At 63.0% G+C, this 15,443-nt stretch carries 16 protein-coding genes; 5 read left to right on the forward strand and 11 right to left on the reverse strand.

Annotated features, from left to right (window positions below):
- Positions 1-31 precede the first annotated feature (31 nt).
- The 8 genes from JQ597_RS00925 to JQ597_RS00960 form a co-directional block, all read right to left on the reverse strand.
- The gene (locus JQ597_RS00925; protein WP_212261859.1) at positions 32-418 is read right to left on the reverse strand and encodes an SUF system Fe-S cluster assembly protein; all 387 of its coding nucleotides are present in this window, start codon (positions 416-418) and stop codon (positions 32-34) included.
- Positions 415-1,662: a cysteine desulfurase gene (locus JQ597_RS00930; protein WP_212261862.1), complete on the reverse strand. Its 1,248-nt coding sequence runs from the start codon at positions 1,660-1,662 to the stop codon at positions 415-417. Before JQ597_RS00930 ends, JQ597_RS00925 begins: the two co-directional genes overlap by 4 nt.
- Positions 1,659-2,984 (reverse strand): Fe-S cluster assembly protein SufD, encoded by a 1,326-nt coding sequence (gene sufD, locus JQ597_RS00935; protein ID WP_212261865.1) that lies wholly within the window; start codon positions 2,982-2,984, stop codon positions 1,659-1,661. Before sufD ends, JQ597_RS00930 begins: the two co-directional genes overlap by 4 nt.
- A gap of 20 nt (positions 2,985-3,004) precedes the next feature.
- Positions 3,005-3,760 carry a Fe-S cluster assembly ATPase SufC gene (gene sufC / locus JQ597_RS00940; protein WP_212261867.1) on the reverse strand — a complete coding sequence of 252 codons (756 nt, stop codon included), beginning with the start codon at positions 3,758-3,760 and terminating at the stop codon, positions 3,005-3,007.
- A gap of 16 nt (positions 3,761-3,776) precedes the next feature.
- The gene (locus tag JQ597_RS00945) at positions 3,777-3,980 is read right to left on the reverse strand and encodes a GlyGly-CTERM sorting domain-containing protein (RefSeq protein WP_212261869.1); all 204 of its coding nucleotides are present in this window, start codon (positions 3,978-3,980) and stop codon (positions 3,777-3,779) included.
- A gap of 5 nt (positions 3,981-3,985) precedes the next feature.
- Positions 3,986-5,467: a Fe-S cluster assembly protein SufB gene (gene sufB, locus JQ597_RS00950; protein ID WP_211994964.1), complete on the reverse strand. Its 1,482-nt coding sequence runs from the start codon at positions 5,465-5,467 to the stop codon at positions 3,986-3,988.
- Between the two features lie 90 nt (positions 5,468-5,557).
- A complete protein-coding gene (locus tag JQ597_RS00955) occupies positions 5,558-6,718 on the reverse strand; it encodes a cysteine desulfurase family protein (RefSeq protein WP_212261871.1) in 1,161 nt (386 codons plus the stop codon).
- Positions 6,719-6,893: 175 nt separating this feature from the next.
- Entirely contained in the window at positions 6,894-8,108 is a 1,215-nt protein-coding gene (locus JQ597_RS00960) for an acyltransferase family protein (RefSeq protein ID WP_212261873.1), read from the reverse strand.
- A 31-nt stretch (positions 8,109-8,139) separates the two neighbouring features.
- Between JQ597_RS00960 and JQ597_RS00965 the strand changes: the two genes are divergently transcribed.
- From JQ597_RS00965 to JQ597_RS00975, 3 genes are all read left to right on the forward strand, one after another.
- Positions 8,140-9,108 (forward strand): LytTR family DNA-binding domain-containing protein, encoded by a 969-nt coding sequence (locus JQ597_RS00965; protein WP_212261875.1) that lies wholly within the window; start codon positions 8,140-8,142, stop codon positions 9,106-9,108.
- Between the two features lie 173 nt (positions 9,109-9,281).
- The gene (locus tag JQ597_RS00970) at positions 9,282-9,929 is read left to right on the forward strand and encodes an alpha/beta hydrolase (protein ID WP_074829094.1); all 648 of its coding nucleotides are present in this window, start codon (positions 9,282-9,284) and stop codon (positions 9,927-9,929) included.
- Between the two features lie 15 nt (positions 9,930-9,944).
- Positions 9,945-10,457, forward strand: a complete 513-nt coding sequence (locus JQ597_RS00975) for a DUF1697 domain-containing protein (protein WP_212261877.1) — start codon at positions 9,945-9,947, stop codon at positions 10,455-10,457.
- A gap of 4 nt (positions 10,458-10,461) precedes the next feature.
- On the opposite strand, the gene JQ597_RS00980 is transcribed toward JQ597_RS00975, so the two are convergent.
- From JQ597_RS00980 to JQ597_RS00990, 3 genes are all read right to left on the reverse strand, one after another.
- Complete coding sequence (locus JQ597_RS00980) at positions 10,462-10,791, reverse strand: DMT family transporter (RefSeq protein WP_212261879.1); 330 nt, start codon at positions 10,789-10,791, stop codon at positions 10,462-10,464.
- Between the two features lie 2 nt (positions 10,792-10,793).
- Positions 10,794-11,471, reverse strand: a complete 678-nt coding sequence (locus JQ597_RS00985) for a glutathione S-transferase family protein (RefSeq protein ID WP_212261881.1) — start codon at positions 11,469-11,471, stop codon at positions 10,794-10,796.
- A gap of 128 nt (positions 11,472-11,599) precedes the next feature.
- Positions 11,600-12,703 carry an anhydro-N-acetylmuramic acid kinase gene (locus tag JQ597_RS00990; RefSeq protein WP_212261883.1) on the reverse strand — a complete coding sequence of 368 codons (1,104 nt, stop codon included), beginning with the start codon at positions 12,701-12,703 and terminating at the stop codon, positions 11,600-11,602.
- 176 nt (positions 12,704-12,879) lie between these two features.
- Between JQ597_RS00990 and tyrS the strand changes: the two genes are divergently transcribed.
- Both tyrS and JQ597_RS01000 read left to right on the forward strand, forming a co-directional pair.
- Positions 12,880-14,133 (forward strand): tyrosine--tRNA ligase, encoded by a 1,254-nt coding sequence (gene tyrS / locus JQ597_RS00995; protein WP_212261885.1) that lies wholly within the window; start codon positions 12,880-12,882, stop codon positions 14,131-14,133.
- A 55-nt stretch (positions 14,134-14,188) separates the two neighbouring features.
- On the forward strand, positions 14,189-15,436 hold the full coding sequence (locus tag JQ597_RS01000) for an MFS transporter (RefSeq protein ID WP_212261887.1): 1,248 nt from the start codon (positions 14,189-14,191) through the stop codon (positions 15,434-15,436).
- Positions 15,437-15,443 lie beyond the last annotated feature (7 nt).

The raw sequence follows: 15,443 nt of genomic DNA on the forward strand, positions 1-15,443 counted from the left end.
CCGGTTATTTTCCCGTTGAGCCGTTAACGCATCACCACATATTCAACACGAGGCGGGCCTCGTCGGACATGCGATCCGGCGTCCAGGCCGGCTCCCAGACCAGATTGACATTGACGACGCCGACGCCGGGAACGCTGGCGACGGCGTTCTCCACCATGGTCGGCAGTTCGCCCGCCGCCGGGCAGTTCGGCGTGGTCAGCGTCATCATCACATCGACGCTGCGGTCGTCCTTGAAATCGACCTTGTAGATCAGGCCGAGTTCGTAGATGTCGGCCGGAATTTCCGGGTCGAACACCGTTTTAAGCGCAGCCACGATCTCGCCGCCGAGACGCTCGGTCTCCTCCGGCGGCAGCGCCGACTGGGTTTCCATGTTGGCTTTGACTTCGTTGGCGGTTTTGGCTTCGGCTGTGTCGGTCATGAAAACAAATCCTGCGCCTTGATCAGCGCCTGCACCAGATGGTCGACTTCTTCACGGGTATTATACATCCCAAACGACGCCCGGCAGGTGGCTGTGACATTGAACCGCTCTAAAAGCGGCATCACGCAATGGGTACCGGCGCGGACCGCAATCCCCTGGCGGTCGATCACGGTCGCGATATCGTGGGCATGCGCGCCCTTCATCTCGAACGAAATCACCGGTCCCTTGCCGCGCGCGGTGCCGATCAGCCGCAGCGAATTGATTTCGCGCAGACGATCCTGGGCGTAGGTCACGAGGTCGTGCTCATGGGCTGCGATACGCTCCTTGCCGATCGAATTGACGTAGTCGATCGCAGCGCCGAGCCCGATCGATTCCACGATCGCCGGCGTGCCGGCCTCGAATTTATGCGGCGGGTCGCCATAGGTGACCCAGTCCCGGGCGACTTCGCGGATCATCTCGCCGCCGCCGTTGAAGGGGCGCATCGCGACCAGATGCTCATGCTTGGCGTAGAGCACGCCGATGCCGGTCGGGCCGTACAGCTTGTGACCGGTGAAGACGTAGAAGTCCGCGTCGGTGTCCTGCACGTCGATCGTCATGTGGACGGCGGCCTGGCTGCCGTCGATCAGCACCGGGATGCCGCGGGCGTGCGCCAGCTTCACCACGTCCTTGACCGGCACGATGGTGCCGAGCGCGTTCGACATCTGCGTGACCGCGACCAGCTTGGTGCGATCGGTCAGCAGCTTTTCGAATTCCTCGATCAGGAAATTGCCTTCGTCGTCGACCGGCGCCCATTTGATGACCGCGCCGTGACGCTCCCGAAGGAAATGCCAGGGCACGATGTTGGAATGGTGCTCCATGATCGAGATGATGATCTCGTCGCCGTCCCTGATGTTCGGCTCACCCCAGGACGACGCCACGAGGTTGATCGCCTCGGTGGCGTTGCGGGTGAAGATGATCTCTTCGGTGCGCGCGGCGTTGAGGAATTTTGCCACCTTGGCGCGGCCGCCTTCATAGGCTTCGGTGGCGGCGTTGGCGAGATAGTGCAGCCCGCGATGCACGTTGGCGTATTCGCTTTTGTAGGCTTCCGTCATGCGATCGAGCACGGCGGTGGGCTTCTGGGCGGAAGCGGCGTTGTCGAGATAGACCAGCGGCTTGCCATAGACCTTCATCGCCAGCGCCGGAAAATCCTCCCGCACCCGCACCACGTCATAGGCGCCATTTTTCACCGCCGGATGCATGGTCAACCCCTCGCCTCCAGCCAGCGCTGCGCCGCTGCGATCGCAAGCTCGCGCAGGCCGTCATTCACAATCGATTCAATCGCCTCGCCGACGAAGGCCTGGATCAGCAGCGCCTGGGCTTCCTTCTCGGAAAGGCCGCGCGCGCGCAGGTAAAACAGTAGGCTCTCGTCGAGCGCGCCGGTGGTGGCGCCATGGCCGCAGGTGACGTCGTCGGCAAAGATCTCGAGCTCCGGCTTGTTGTCGGCCTCGGCTTCGTCGGACAGCAGCAGCGCCCGCGTCATCATCTTGGCGTCGGTCTTCTGGGCATGCGGACGCACGATGATGCGGCCCTGGAACACCGAATGGGCGCGGTCGTCGACGACGGCGCGGAAGATCTCGCGGCTGTCGCAGTGCGGCACCGCGTGGTCCATGAACAGGGTGGTGTCGGCGTGCTGTTTACCGTTGAGCAGATTGACGCCGTTGGTCTCGACCCTGGAGCCCTCGCCGGCAAACACGATGGTGGCCTGGTAGCGGCTGACGCCGGCGCCCGACATCATGCCAAAGGTGTTGAAATGCGCGTGCGCGCCGAGGCTCACCACACCCGAGGAAATATTGAAGGCGTCGCGACCGTCTTCGTTGAGGCGGACATGGTCGAGGCGTGAATTGTTGCCGATCGAGATGATCAGGGAATCGTGGACTTGATAGGCCTTGGGGCCCTCGGCCGCGATATAGCTTTCGACCAGGGTCGCACCGGCATCCTTGCCGAGGCGCAGCAGCGAGCGCGTGAACATCGCCGCCGGCACAGTGCCGCTGGCGATATGGACGATCTGCAGCGGCTGCGTCAGCACGACGCCGTCGGCGACATCGATCACCACGCCGTCGGTCATCATCGCGCTGTTCAGCGCCACCATGGGATTGGCATTGTCAGGCGTGAACAACAGCGCCTGCAGCGCGGCGTCGCCGCTTTCCAGCACCTCCCGCAGGGTGCGGATGCCGAGACCCTTCTCAAGACCGCCAAGTTCGGAAAGCTTCGGCGCAAACACGCCGTCGACCAGCACCAGCCGGCGGACGCCTTCGATGGCGTGCAGCTTGGCGGCGCTGGCTGCTCGCGAAAATTCCGCCGCATCCGGCGCGGGCGCCAGCGGCAGCACCTCGCGCATCAGCGCGCGCAAATCGGTGTATTTCCAGTCCTCGATCCGGCGATGCGGCAGGCCCGCTTGCGCATAGGCAGCGAAAGCCGCCTCGCGCGCCGCGGCGACCTTGCCGGTGCCGGGAAGCCGGTCGCGCGCGATCGCAAAGCTGTCGCTCAGCGCGCTCCCGGTCTCATTTTTTACCAAAGCCACATTCATCACAAAATCCGTATCCCGCCTCAGGCTGCGTCTTCGAACTGGGCGTAGCCGGAAGCCTCGAGCTCCAGCGCCAGTTCCTTGCCGCCGCTTTTGACGACGCGGCCCTTGGACATCACGTGCACGAAATCCGGCACGATGTAGTTGAGCAGCCGCTGGTAGTGGGTGATGACGACCATGGCCCTGCCCTGCGAACGCAGCGCGTTGACGCCGTCGGCTGCGACGCGCAGGGCGTCGATGTCGAGGCCGGAATCCATTTCGTCGAGGATGCAGACGGCCGGCTCGAACAGCGCCATCTGCAGAATCTCGTTGCGCTTCTTCTCGCCGCCGGAAAACCCGACATTGACGCCGCGCTTGAGCATGTCGCGCGGAATGTTCAGGCTCGCCGCCGCCGCATAGGCCTTCTTCAGGAATTCCGGCGTCGTCAGCTGGCTCTCGCCGCGCGCCTTGCGCTGCGCGTTCAGCGCCACGTGCAGGAAGTTCATGGTGGCGACGCCGGGAATTTCGACCGGATACTGGAACGCCAGGAACACGCCCTTGGCGGCGCGCTCATCCGGCGACATCTCCAGGAGGTCCTCGCCCCTAAACAGGATTTCGCCGCCGGTGACTTCATAGCCGGGCTTGCCGGCGATGACGTGCGACAGCGTCGATTTGCCGGAGCCGTTCGGCCCCATGATCGCGTGCACCTCGCCCGGGTTCACCGTGAGCGACAGCCCATGGAGGATCTCACGCTCCTCGACACGGACTTTCAGGTCTTTCACTTCAAGTAACGCAGTCATATTCTTTCCTTCTGGCCTAAAACGCCCGAACTAGAACTGGCAAAAAAAGCCACGCAAAAAACCCCAGAGATCCACCACCTGCAGCCAGTTTGCCGAATTCGGTAGCTTCAACCGATCCCGCCAAACTCCCGATCAACACGGCAAACAATCCGACGATCGCAATCATCAAAAACAGCCCGAGCGGCGCAAACCGAATGAAGTAGAAGATGTTTCGAACCATCCGGGTTACCCGACGCTGCCCTCCAGCGAGATCGAGATCAGCTTCTGCGCTTCGACCGCGAACTCCATCGGCAGTTGCTGCAGCACATCCTTCACGAAACCGTTGACCACGAGGCCGACGGCTTCTTCCTGGCTGAGCCCGCGCTGCACGCAGTAGAACAGCACGTCTTCCGAAATCTTCGACGTGGTGGCTTCGTGCTCGAACAGCGCCGAGGAGTTCTTGGCTTCGACATACGGCACGGTGTGCGCGCCGCATTTGTCGCCGATCAGAAGCGAGTCGCAGGCCGTGAAATTGCGCGCGCCTGTTGCTTTCCTGTGGGCGGTGACGAGGCCGCGATAGGTGTTTTGCGAGACGCCGGCGGCGATGCCCTTGGAGATGATCCGGCTCGTCGTGTTCTTGCCGAGATGAATCATCTTGGTGCCGGAATCGACCTGCTGGTGACCGTTCGAGATCGCGATCGAATAGAACTCGCCTCGCGAGTTGTCGCCGCGCAGGATGCAGCTCGGGTATTTCCAGGTGATCGCCGATCCGGTCTCGACCTGGGTCCAGGAGATCTTGGAATTATTGCCGCGGCAGTCGCCACGCTTGGTGACGAAATTGTAGATGCCGCCCTTGCCCTCGGAGTTGCCGGGGTACCAGTTCTGCACGGTCGAATATTTGATCTCGGCATCGTCGTGCGTGACGAGTTCGACGACCGCGGCGTGCAACTGGTTCTCGTCGCGCTGCGGCGCGGTGCAGCCTTCGAGATAGCTGACGTAAGAACCCTTGTCGGCGATGATCAGCGTGCGCTCGAACTGGCCGGTGTTGCGCTCATTGATGCGGAAATAGGTCGACAGCTCCATCGGGCAGCGCACGCCCGGCGGCACGTAGACGAACGAGCCGTCGGAAAAGACAGCCGAATTCAGCGTCGCGAAATAATTGTCCGAGGTCGGCACGACCGTGCCGAGATACTTCTTCACCAGTTCAGGGTGTTCGCGGATCGCTTCCGAGATCGGCATGAAGATCACGCCGGCCTGCTTGAGTTCTTTCTGGAACGTGGTCGCGACCGAGACCGAATCGAAGACAGCGTCGACCGCGATCTTGCGCTGGCCCTCGGGCCGCACGACCCCTTCCAGCACCTCGACCTCGCGCAAGGGAATACCGAGCTTCTCGTAGGTCTTCAGGATATCGGGATCGATCTCGTCGAGCGAACCGATCGTCTTCTTCGGCTTCGGCGCCGAATAGTAATAGAGATCCTGATAGTCGATCTTGGGATAGTTGACGCGGGCCCATTGCGGCTCGGTCATGGTCAGCCAGCGGCGATAGGCCTCCAGCCGCCATTCCAGCATCCACGCCGGCTCGTTCTTTTTCGCAGAGATGAAGCGGACGGTGTCTTCCGACAGCCCTTTTGGAGCCTTGTCGGACTCGATCAGCGTCTCAAATCCATATCGATATTGGTCGACGTCGATCTGCCTGACGCGATCGACCGTCTCCTGTACGGCAGCCATTCCATCCTCCGCTCGCGGTTTCAAGGACCGCGGTGGATCAATCCGGCGGTTCCGGCCTGATCGATCCTGATTGGTTCAGAACCGATTTGCTTAGAACCGTTCAACCTGTGTTTCGTCGCTCTTAAGTAAGGTATTGGAGAGCTTTCGCCAAGCCTTGAGGGCTAATTCAATCTCTGTCTGTGATGTAGACCACCCCAGACTGAGCCGCACAGCTCCCTGAGCCAGTTCCCGGCCCTGCCCCATGGCGTTCAGGACATGCGATGGCTGGACCTTGCCGGAGGAGCAGGCCGAGCCCGACGATACCGCAATACCGGCGAGATCGAAGCCAATTACGGCCGTTTCGGCCTTAAGCCCGGGAACCGTGAACAGTGTGGTATTGGGCAACCGCGGCGCTGCCTCCGAGAACACGATCATCCCAGGCGTCAGCTTCAAACCGTCCTCAAGGCCGCTCTTGAGGCCCGCCAGACGGCCGGCGTCCACTTCCTGAGCTGCCATGGCGGCCTTGGCAGCTGCGCCAAACGCTGAAATCCCCGCGACGTTCTCGGTACCCGCCCGGCGTCCCAGCTCCTGCCCGCCGCCGCGCAGCAGCGGCTCCAGCCCCTGCACGTCCCCGGCCAAAACAACCGCACCGACACCCTTGGGGCCGCCGATCTTGTGTGCAGAAAGGGTGATCAGATCGGCTTCGATCGATTTGATATCAAAGGCTATTTTCCCGAATGCCTGGATCGCATCGACATGCAGCAGCCCGCCGGCCTCATGGACGACCCGGGCCACCTCCGCCACGGGCTGAATGGCACCGGTCTCGTTATTGGCCAGCATCACCGACACCAGCGCGGGAGGGCCGTTCAACAGCTCGCGCAGATGGTCGAGGTCAACAAGGCCCGAGGCCGTGACGTTGATGGTCTTGATCGCGTCGGCTGGAAACCGTCCGCCCGACAGCACGGAGGCGTGTTCGATGGCCGACACCAGGAGCCGTTGAACCGGCTGCCCTGCGCCCCGCCGCACGCCCGGCGTCAGCGCCAGCGCGTTGGCCTCGGTTCCACCTGATGAAAAGACCACGTCCTGAGGCCGGGCGCCGACTGCCGCCGCGACCGCTGCGCGGGCGTCCTCGACCAGCCGGCGCGCCTGGCGGCCCTCGGCGTGGACCGAGGACGGGTTGCCGGCGAGCTCCCAGGCCGCCGCCATCGCCGCCTTGGCTTCCGGGCGAAGCGGCGTGGTCGCATTCCAGTCGAGATAGATCCGGTCGGGCATGCGCCCTCTTACCACCTTTCGCTAGAGCATTATCGGTTCTGATTGAATCAGAACCGAAGCTCTAGCCTCTTGTTTTGACGCGTTTTCTACCGCAGATAAGTCTACGCAATCTGCGTAAACTTGATTGCTGTGCGAACCGGCATCCACTTCGCTCGAAAACGCTCTAGGCGGCCAATCATTGCGCGGGCTGGCTCCTCGCCCGCACCGGCATGGCCGGTTCGGATGCCATCCGCAATCCGAACAAGGGCCTCAAGATAGTGACGCGCCGGACGATCTCATAGGTCGCCACGCAGGCCGCGATCGTGCCAAAAATGACGATCCCCGCCTCAAGCCAGGCTGGCAGGCCCTGTCCGTGCAACGCATGCGCAATCATGATGATCGCGGTCTGGTGCACGATGTAATACGGGAAGATCGCATCGGTGAGATAGCGCCGCGCCGGCGAATCCGCGGTCAGCCATCGCCGCGCGAAGCCGAGCAGCGCGAGCATGCAAAGCCATTGATAGGATCCGTAGGCCAAGCCGGCCAAGATTTTCAGCGGCATGCCGCCGTACCTGGTCGCCCACACCGCGAGAAAGCACAGAAAGAATACGGCCGCCAGCGACAGCGCCAGCCAGCGCAGACGCTCCATCGCCTCCCAGATGGCCGCAGCGCGGGCCAGCACAAAGCCGAACAGGAAGACGGTCGCGAACAGCGCGTGATTGTACCAGTCGCCGAACAGCGCGTGCGTCGATGGAAAGTGTGGCAGCAGGACCAGACGATAGGCCGCAAGCAGCAGCGGCGGCACGACCAGCAGCAGCACGCCCGATAGCGCCGATGCCAGCCGCCGTTCGATCCAGCCGAGAAGTCCGGGAGCCAGCGCCAGCACGCCGCCCAGCGCCATCGTGTAAACCCACAGATAGGCCACGAACCAGAGATGGTTCCAGGTCGGCAGCAGGATGCAGGGGGTTGGGCAGAATTGCGGCCCGAAAGCGAGATAATGCCGCTGGTAGAAATCGACGAAGCCGGCCGGATAGCCAAGCGCCTCGACGATCTGGTCATAGGCCTGCGGCGGCACGATCACCAGCATGCCGAACACCAAGGGTATCAATAGCCGCGCCGACCGTGACCGCAGCAGCGGCCCCAATTTGTATTTCCCCAGCATGAAGCGGGTCGCCACGCCCGAAACCAGGAACAACAGCGCCAGCCGCCACGGATTGAGCACCAGCATCACCGGTTCCAGCGCGGCGATCCGATGCGCGCTCTTGATGTGGAAGCCCCAGGAAACGTAGAGCATGCCGACATGGTAGAAGATCAGCAGGCCGAAGGCTGCGATCCGCACCCAGTCGAGATCGATGCGCCGCTCGGAGCCGGAAGCGGAATCCGGTGGTTGTGATATGGTTTGCTGCCACATGGCTTGATCCCTCAATGCGCGACGAAGTTGGATGACCGACGTCAAAAATGCGCCTGATGGCCGTGGCGTCGAGCCGGTTTGGGATCAAAACCAGCCTGCTTGGGACGAGACGACCCCGCGTGGGACCAGCGGCCTGTTTCGCGGGATAACCGGCGCCGACTGGTTGGTCTACGCCGCAGTTGCGGCGGTCGCGCTAGCGATCGGCAGCGTCAACGCGCTGTCGACCGCGGACGACATCGCCCGGCGCGGCGGCTCGTATAACCTCAAGACGCCGCTGCTCTGGGAGATGACCAGCATTGCCGTCATCATCCTGCTGGCGCCGGCCCTGTTCGCCGCGGTCAGGCGAATCCGCCGGGAACCTCGCCGGCTGGTCCGTATCGCGCTGGTGATCGCGGCAATCATCGTCTTCTCCGCCGTACACATCACCGGGATGGTGGCCTTGCGTAAACTCGTGCTGTGGCTGCTCGGCGGCAACTATGATTTCCACCTCTCGCTTGCGACCTTGCTCTATGAGGCCCGCAAGGACGCGGTCACCTGCCTGTTGATCGGTGGCGGCATGTGGCTGATCGACAGCCGCCGCGAGGTCGCAGCCGTTACGACGGCGGCCCCCGCCGCGGCAGCGGAAGCGCTGCCGCATATGGTCTGGCTGCGCGACGGCACCACCCGTATCCGCATCGAACCCAAAGAGATTATCTGGATCAGTTCGGCCGGGAACTATGTCGAATACAGCCTCGCCGATGGTCGCAGCCATCTGGTCCGCGGAACGCTGGCAGCGGCCGAGGCTGAGCTTGCGCGATTCAAACTGGCGCGCGTCCACCGCACCCGGCTCGCCAATCTCGACCGGGTAACCGCCGTGGCGTTGAAGCCATCGGGAGATTTCGAGCTTACCTTCGACACCGGCCAGACCGCTGTGGGCAGCCGGCGCTATCGCAACGCCATCGCCTCGCTTGAGACGAAAACAGATCTGCTAAATCCTTCAAATACTTATCCCGGGCGCTGAATCCGCACTGGCGCGGCCCTGGGTGCATAAAGTCCTTGCTTTTTGCCCCTCGCGTCATGTTAGAACGCGGCCACAAGTTCACCGAGCGCTGTCCGCGCCTCGCCCCAACGACGTCCGATCATCGTTTCTGCCGGATCACGTCCGTTGCCAAGGAAGACTTCCAAGGATCATCAATGCCCGAAGTTATTTTCACCGGTCCCGCAGGCCGTCTCGAAGGCCGCTACCATCCGGCGAAGCAGAAGAACGCGCCGATTGCGATGATCCTGCATCCGCATCCGCAGTTTCACGGCACGATGAATCACCAGATCGTCTACCAGTGCTACTACGCGTTTGCGCATCGCGGCTTTTCGGTGCTGCGATTCAATTTCCGCGGCGTCGGCCGCAGCCAGGGCTCGTTCGATCACGGCACCGGCGAATTGTCGGACGCGGCATCCGCGCTCGACTGGGCGCAGACCATCAATCCCGAAGCGCGCGCCTGCTGGGTTGCCGGCTTTTCGTTCGGCGCCTGGATCGGCATGCAGCTTCTGATGCGCCGGCCCGAGGTCGAAGGTTTTATTTCGATCGCACCGCCCGCCAATCTCTATGATTTCTCGTTCCTTGCGCCCTGCCCGTCGTCGGGCCTGATCGTGCATGGCGAGAAGGATGCGGTGGTGCCGCCGAAGGACGTCAACACGCTGGTCGAGAAGCTCAAGACCCAAAAGGGCATCGTGATCGACCAGCAGATCATTCCCGGCGCCAACCATTTCTTCGACGGCAAATTGCAGCCGCTGATGGAGACGGTGACCGGCTATCTCGACATGCGGCTCGCCAACGTCCGGTAAACGAGGCGGCGCGCGATGACCGCCTTCGTCGCTCTCCTTCGTGCCGTCAATGTCGGCGGCACCGGCAAGCTACCGATGACCGAGCTGAAAGCAATGTGCGAGGCGCTCGGCTTCGAGGGCGTCCGCACCTACATCGCCAGCGGCAATGTGGTGTTCACCAGCCGCAAATCCGAACCCGCCGTGAAGAAGGCGCTGGAAGCGCGACTTGAAGCCTATGCCGGCAAGGCTGTCGGCGTGATGGTGCGCTCCGCCGCCGAGATGCAGGCCGTGTTGAACAACAATCCGTTTCCAAAGGCGCCGGGCAATCGGACGCTCGCGATCTTTCTCGACGCCAAGCCGCCGGCCGATACGCTGGCCGCCGTCAAAGGCCGCAAGGACGAAGAAATCGGATTGAGCGCCCGCGAGATCTACGTCCATTACGGCGACGGCATCGGGCAATCGAAACTTGTCATCCCTGCTGCCAAGGCGGGAACGGCGCGCAACATGAATACGATCGCGACGCTCGCGAAGATGGCGAGCGATTTGTAACCGCTTACGCCGGCGCCAGTTTCAACGCGACGATGCCGGTCATGACCAGCACGATGCCGGCGATCTTCACCGGGTTGAGCGCCTCGCCGAACAGCAGCACGCCCATGGTCAGGGTCCCGACCGCGCCGATGCCGGTCCACACCGTGTAGGCGACGCCAATCTCCAGCACCTGCAGCGCACGCCCGAGCAAAAACACGAACGCCGCCAGCAACACCAGCGAGGCGATGCTCCAGCCCAGCCGCGTATAACCCTCGGCATATTTCATCGAGATCGCCCAGCCGACATCGAGAATGCCGGCGGTAACCAGCGCGACCCAGGCGACCTGCGGCGACATGGCTACGCCGCCAGTTTCAGCATGTGCGCGTTATGGCGAACCAGAAACGCGTGCAGCAATTGCGGATAGTCGGCGCCGACGGCGTTGCGGACACTTTCCCGCGTTGCCAGCGCCATCCGCCATGCGCGCACCTTCGGCGTCTGTGCGAAGATCGAGAGGTCGATCAACTCGTCGAACACATCGAAGTACCGGAAAATCGGCGCGAACACGGCATCCACGAGACTGAATTTTTCGCCGGCAAAGAATGGACCCGAACCCAGCGCCTCCTCGACGCGCGCAAATTTCGCGGCCACCGCGACGCGTTTGGCTTCAAACACCGCGGCATCGCCGGTGGTTTCGAGACCCCACAGCTCGCTTAAAATAGTCGAGCCGAATTCCATCCAGGCCCGGCGCTGCGCCCGCGGCAATGGATCCTGCGAGTGCAGTTTTGCGCCCGCTTGCGTCTCCTCGATGTACTCGCAGATCACGTTGCTCTCGAACAGCGCCACCTCGCCCGCATCGCTGCGCACGATCAGCACCGGCACCTTGCCGAGCGGCGAAAGCTTCAGGAACCAGTCCGGCTTGTTGGCGAGGTCGATGTCGACGCGCTCGAACGGGACGCCCTTCTCGTTCAGCGCGATCACCGCGCGCTGCACATAGGGACAAAGCTTGTGGCTGATCAAAGTCAGTTTTGCCGTCATGACGACCTCCAAAGAGAACTGAAGGCAAAGCCGAACGGCTCGCTTCATGCACCTGCATCAAATTAGATGCGACTGCATGCAGTCGTCAAGGTCGATGCAATTGCATCAACATATCTTGATCCCGGCCGTTACGGCCGGGCCATGAGCCCCCCGGTCATCGGGATCGGCACCCCGGTGGTGGCCGGATAGCTCAGCGGCAGGCCTTTCAAGCCCCGCGCCGCCAGAAAGCCAAAAGCCTGCGCCTCGATCGCATCCGAGGCCCAGCCCAGCCCATCCGCGGCCTCGACGGTTGCCGGCGCCAGCCGGTCGCGCAGCATCCGGAGCATGGTCAGGTTGCGGGCGCCGCCGCCGGCCACGATCCAGCTCTTCGGCACCTTCGGCAGCAACGGCACGATCCGGGCGATCGACGCGGCCGTGAACGCGGTCAGGGTCGCGGCGCCGTCCACAGGCGACATCCCGTCAACCTTCAGCGCGGCAAAGTCATTGCGGTCGAGCGATTTGGGCGGCGGCTTGGCAAAGAACGGCAGCGCCAGCGCGCGGGCGATCCAGGCGTCATCGACCCTGCCTTGCGCGGCGGTCTGGCCCGCGGTGTCGAAGCGCTGGTTCAGGACACGGTACATGTGGTCGTCGAGCAGCGCGTTGCCGGGACCGGTGTCGCAGGCGATCAGCGTATCGGTGCCGTCGATATAGGTGATGTTGGAGACCCCGCCGATATTAACCACAACGATCGGTCCCTCGCGCTCCAGCGACTGGGCCAGCGCGCGGTGATAGACCGGCACAAAGGGCGCGCCCTGCCCGCCGGCGGCGACGTCGGCGGCGCGGAAATCATGCATGACGGGAATGTGGATCGCCTTGGCCAGGGCTGCGGCGTCGCCGATCTGTACCGTCAATCCGCGCTCGGGCCGGTGCAGCACGGTCTGGCCGTGAAAGCCGACGATATCGATGTCCTGGGCCGAGATGCGGTGTTGCGCGGTAAAGGCGGCCACCGCCTCGGCATGGGCCAAAGTGACGGCCTGTTCGGCCTCCCGCAGGACACCCGGCCGCGCATCGCGCTGCGGCAGGTTGACGGCCTCGTACAGCGCCTGGCGCAGCAGGCGGCGCTCCATTTCGCTGTAGGGTCGGTATCCGGATGGCCCGAAGGCCCGGACTTTCCGGCCATCGGTTTCGATCATGGCGACATCGACCCCGTCGAGCGAGGTGCCGCTCATCAAACCTATTGCCGTCAACATCATTGTAATCGTGCCTTCGCCACGCCCTGCTCGAATCGTCCCGCCGACGACGACCAGCTTGTGCCAAACACGGACATCTTATAATGCCACACCGCACGCGCTTGCGGCAGGCCATTCCGCTATGGTTCCGCAACTCGTTACAATTACCGTGAAAATAGAATGATCAGAGTCGCAGACCAATGACCGCATTTAAATCAGATTTCCTGAACATTTTACAGGAACGCGGCTTTATCCACCAATGTTCCGATTTCGAAGGCCTCGACGCGCTCGCCGCGAAGGGCCAGGCCACCGCCTATGTCGGCTACGATTGTACCGCGCCGTCGCTGCATATCGGCAATTACCTCACCATGATGATGCTGCACTGGCTGCAGCAAAGCGGCAACAAGCCGATCACCCTGATGGGCGGCGGCACCACCATGGTCGGCGATCCCTCCGGCAAGGACGAATCCCGCGCAATCCGCTCGATCGAGGAAATCGAGGCCAACAAGGCCTCGATCCGCGGCGTGTTCGCCAAAGTGCTGCGCTACGGCAACGGCGCCAGCGACGCCATCATGCTCGACAACGCCGAATGGCTGACCAAGCTGAACTGGATCGAAATGCTGCGCGACATCGGCCGGCATTTCTCGGTCAACCGCATGCTGACGATGGACTCGGTGCGCCTGCGGCTCGAGCGCGAGCAGGAGATGAGCTTCATCGAGTTCAATTATATGGTCTGCCAGGCCTATGACTTCGTCGAGCTGGCCCGGCGCACCGGCTGCAGGCTGCAGATGGGCGGCTCCGACCAATGGGGCAACATCGTCAACGGCGTCGACCTCGGCCGCCGCATGGGCACGGAACAGTTGTTCGCGCTGACCACGCCGCTGCTCACCACCGCATCGGGCGCCAAGATGGGCAAGACCGCGCAAGGCGCGGTGTGGCTCAACGCCGACGCGTTCTCGCCTTACGATTTCTGGCAATACTGGCGCAACGTCGAGGACGCCGACGTCGTCAAATTCCTGAAGCTGTTCACGATCCTGCCGATGGGCGAGATCAACAAGCTTGCGGCGCTGCAAGGCGGCGAGATCAACGAGGCCAAGAAGGTGCTGGCGACGGAAGCAACCGCGCTGCTGCACGGCCGCGAAGCCGCCAACACCGCCTCCGAAACCGCGCGGCAAACCTTTGAGGAAGGCGCAATCGCGGAAAGCCTGCCGACGGTGGAAATTCCGCGCGGCGAACTTGATGCCGGCATCGGCGTTCTCGCGGCATTCGTCAAAGCCGGCCTCGTCGCATCGAATGGCGAGGCACGCCGCCAGATCAAGGGCGGCGGCCTTCGTGTCAATGATGCTGCCGTGACCGACGAGAAGATGGTCCTGAACGCCGCAAACCTCACGCAGGAAGGCGTTATCAAGCTGTCGATGGGCAAGAAGAAGCACGTCCTGCTCAAGCCTGCATAGGCGTATTCGCTTTACGCGCTTGCTCGGCGGCGCAGAAGCGCGCTCCCTGCCTTCCATGGATCAAAAGACGCCAGGAGGAGACGCGCTGACGACGCCGCAAAGACCGGCGCGCACCGCCCTCAACGTGCTCGCGCTATGCTTTGCGCTGTCGGTAGTCGGCCGCGGCCTCGGCGAGAGTTTTACGGTTTTCCTGAAACCGATCGCGGAGAGTTTCGCCTGGGACCGCGCCGAAGTGGTTTCGGTCTATTCGCTGACCTGGCTCGCGGGCGGGCTGATGGCGCCGTTCGTTGGCCGGCTGTTTGACCGCTCCGGGCCGCGCCTCGTCTATTCGCTCGGATTGCTGCTGCTCGGCGGCTCGTTCCTGGTTGCCTCGCGCGCGCAGGCGCTCTGGCAGTTCCAGCTCTCCACGGGATTGTGCGTCGGCATCGGCATCGCGCTGATCGGCGTGGTGCCGAACTCGATCCTGCTCGGCCGCTGGTTCGGACCGCGATTGCCAACCGCGATGGCGATCCTCTATTCGGCGACCGGCGCGGGCATCCTGGTGTTGCTGCCGGCCTCGCAGCTGCTGATCGACCGCATCGGCTGGCGCGATGCCTATCAATGGTTCGGGATCGTGGCGCTGTGTCTGTTGCTGCCGCTGCTGCTGATGCCGTGGCGGCTGTTCGCGACCGGCTCGCCGCATGTCGTCAAGAAGACCGACGACGGCTTCGTCGATGACGGCTGGACGCTGAAGAGCGCGATGCTCCACCACGTCTTCTGGGCGCTGTTCTCGACATTCTTTTTCACCGCGGTGGCGATGTACGCCATCACAGCGCAGATCGTGGCGTATCTGATCGACGCCGGCTTCCCTCCCCTGGAGGCGGCCACGGCCTGGGGTTTTTCCGGCGTGGTGCTGCTGTTCGGCATGCTCGGGATTTCGACGCTGGACGGCATCATCGGCCGCAGGCCGTCGGTGCTGTTCAGCTACGGCGTCTCGATCGTCGGCATCATCCTGCTCTGGCTGCTGCAATATTATCCGAACTACTGGCTGCTGACCGGCTTCATCATCTCTTTCGGCAGCATGATCGGTTCGCGTGGGCCGCTGATCACCGCGACTGCGCTGAACATTTTCCGCGGCAAACGGGTCGGCACCATCTTCGGCACCATTTCGATCGGCAGCGGCCTCGGATCAGGGCTGGGCTCGTGGGCCGGCGGCCTGATCCATGACTGGACCCACAGCTACAACGCGCTGTTCGTATTCGCGCTGGTCAACGTGGTGCTGGGATTGATCCCGTTCCTGGTGGTGCCGGCGCTGCGGCGGTGACAATACA

The organism is Bradyrhizobium sp. AUGA SZCCT0177 (assembly GCF_018130125.1).
GTDB lineage: Bacteria > Pseudomonadota > Alphaproteobacteria > Rhizobiales > Xanthobacteraceae > Bradyrhizobium.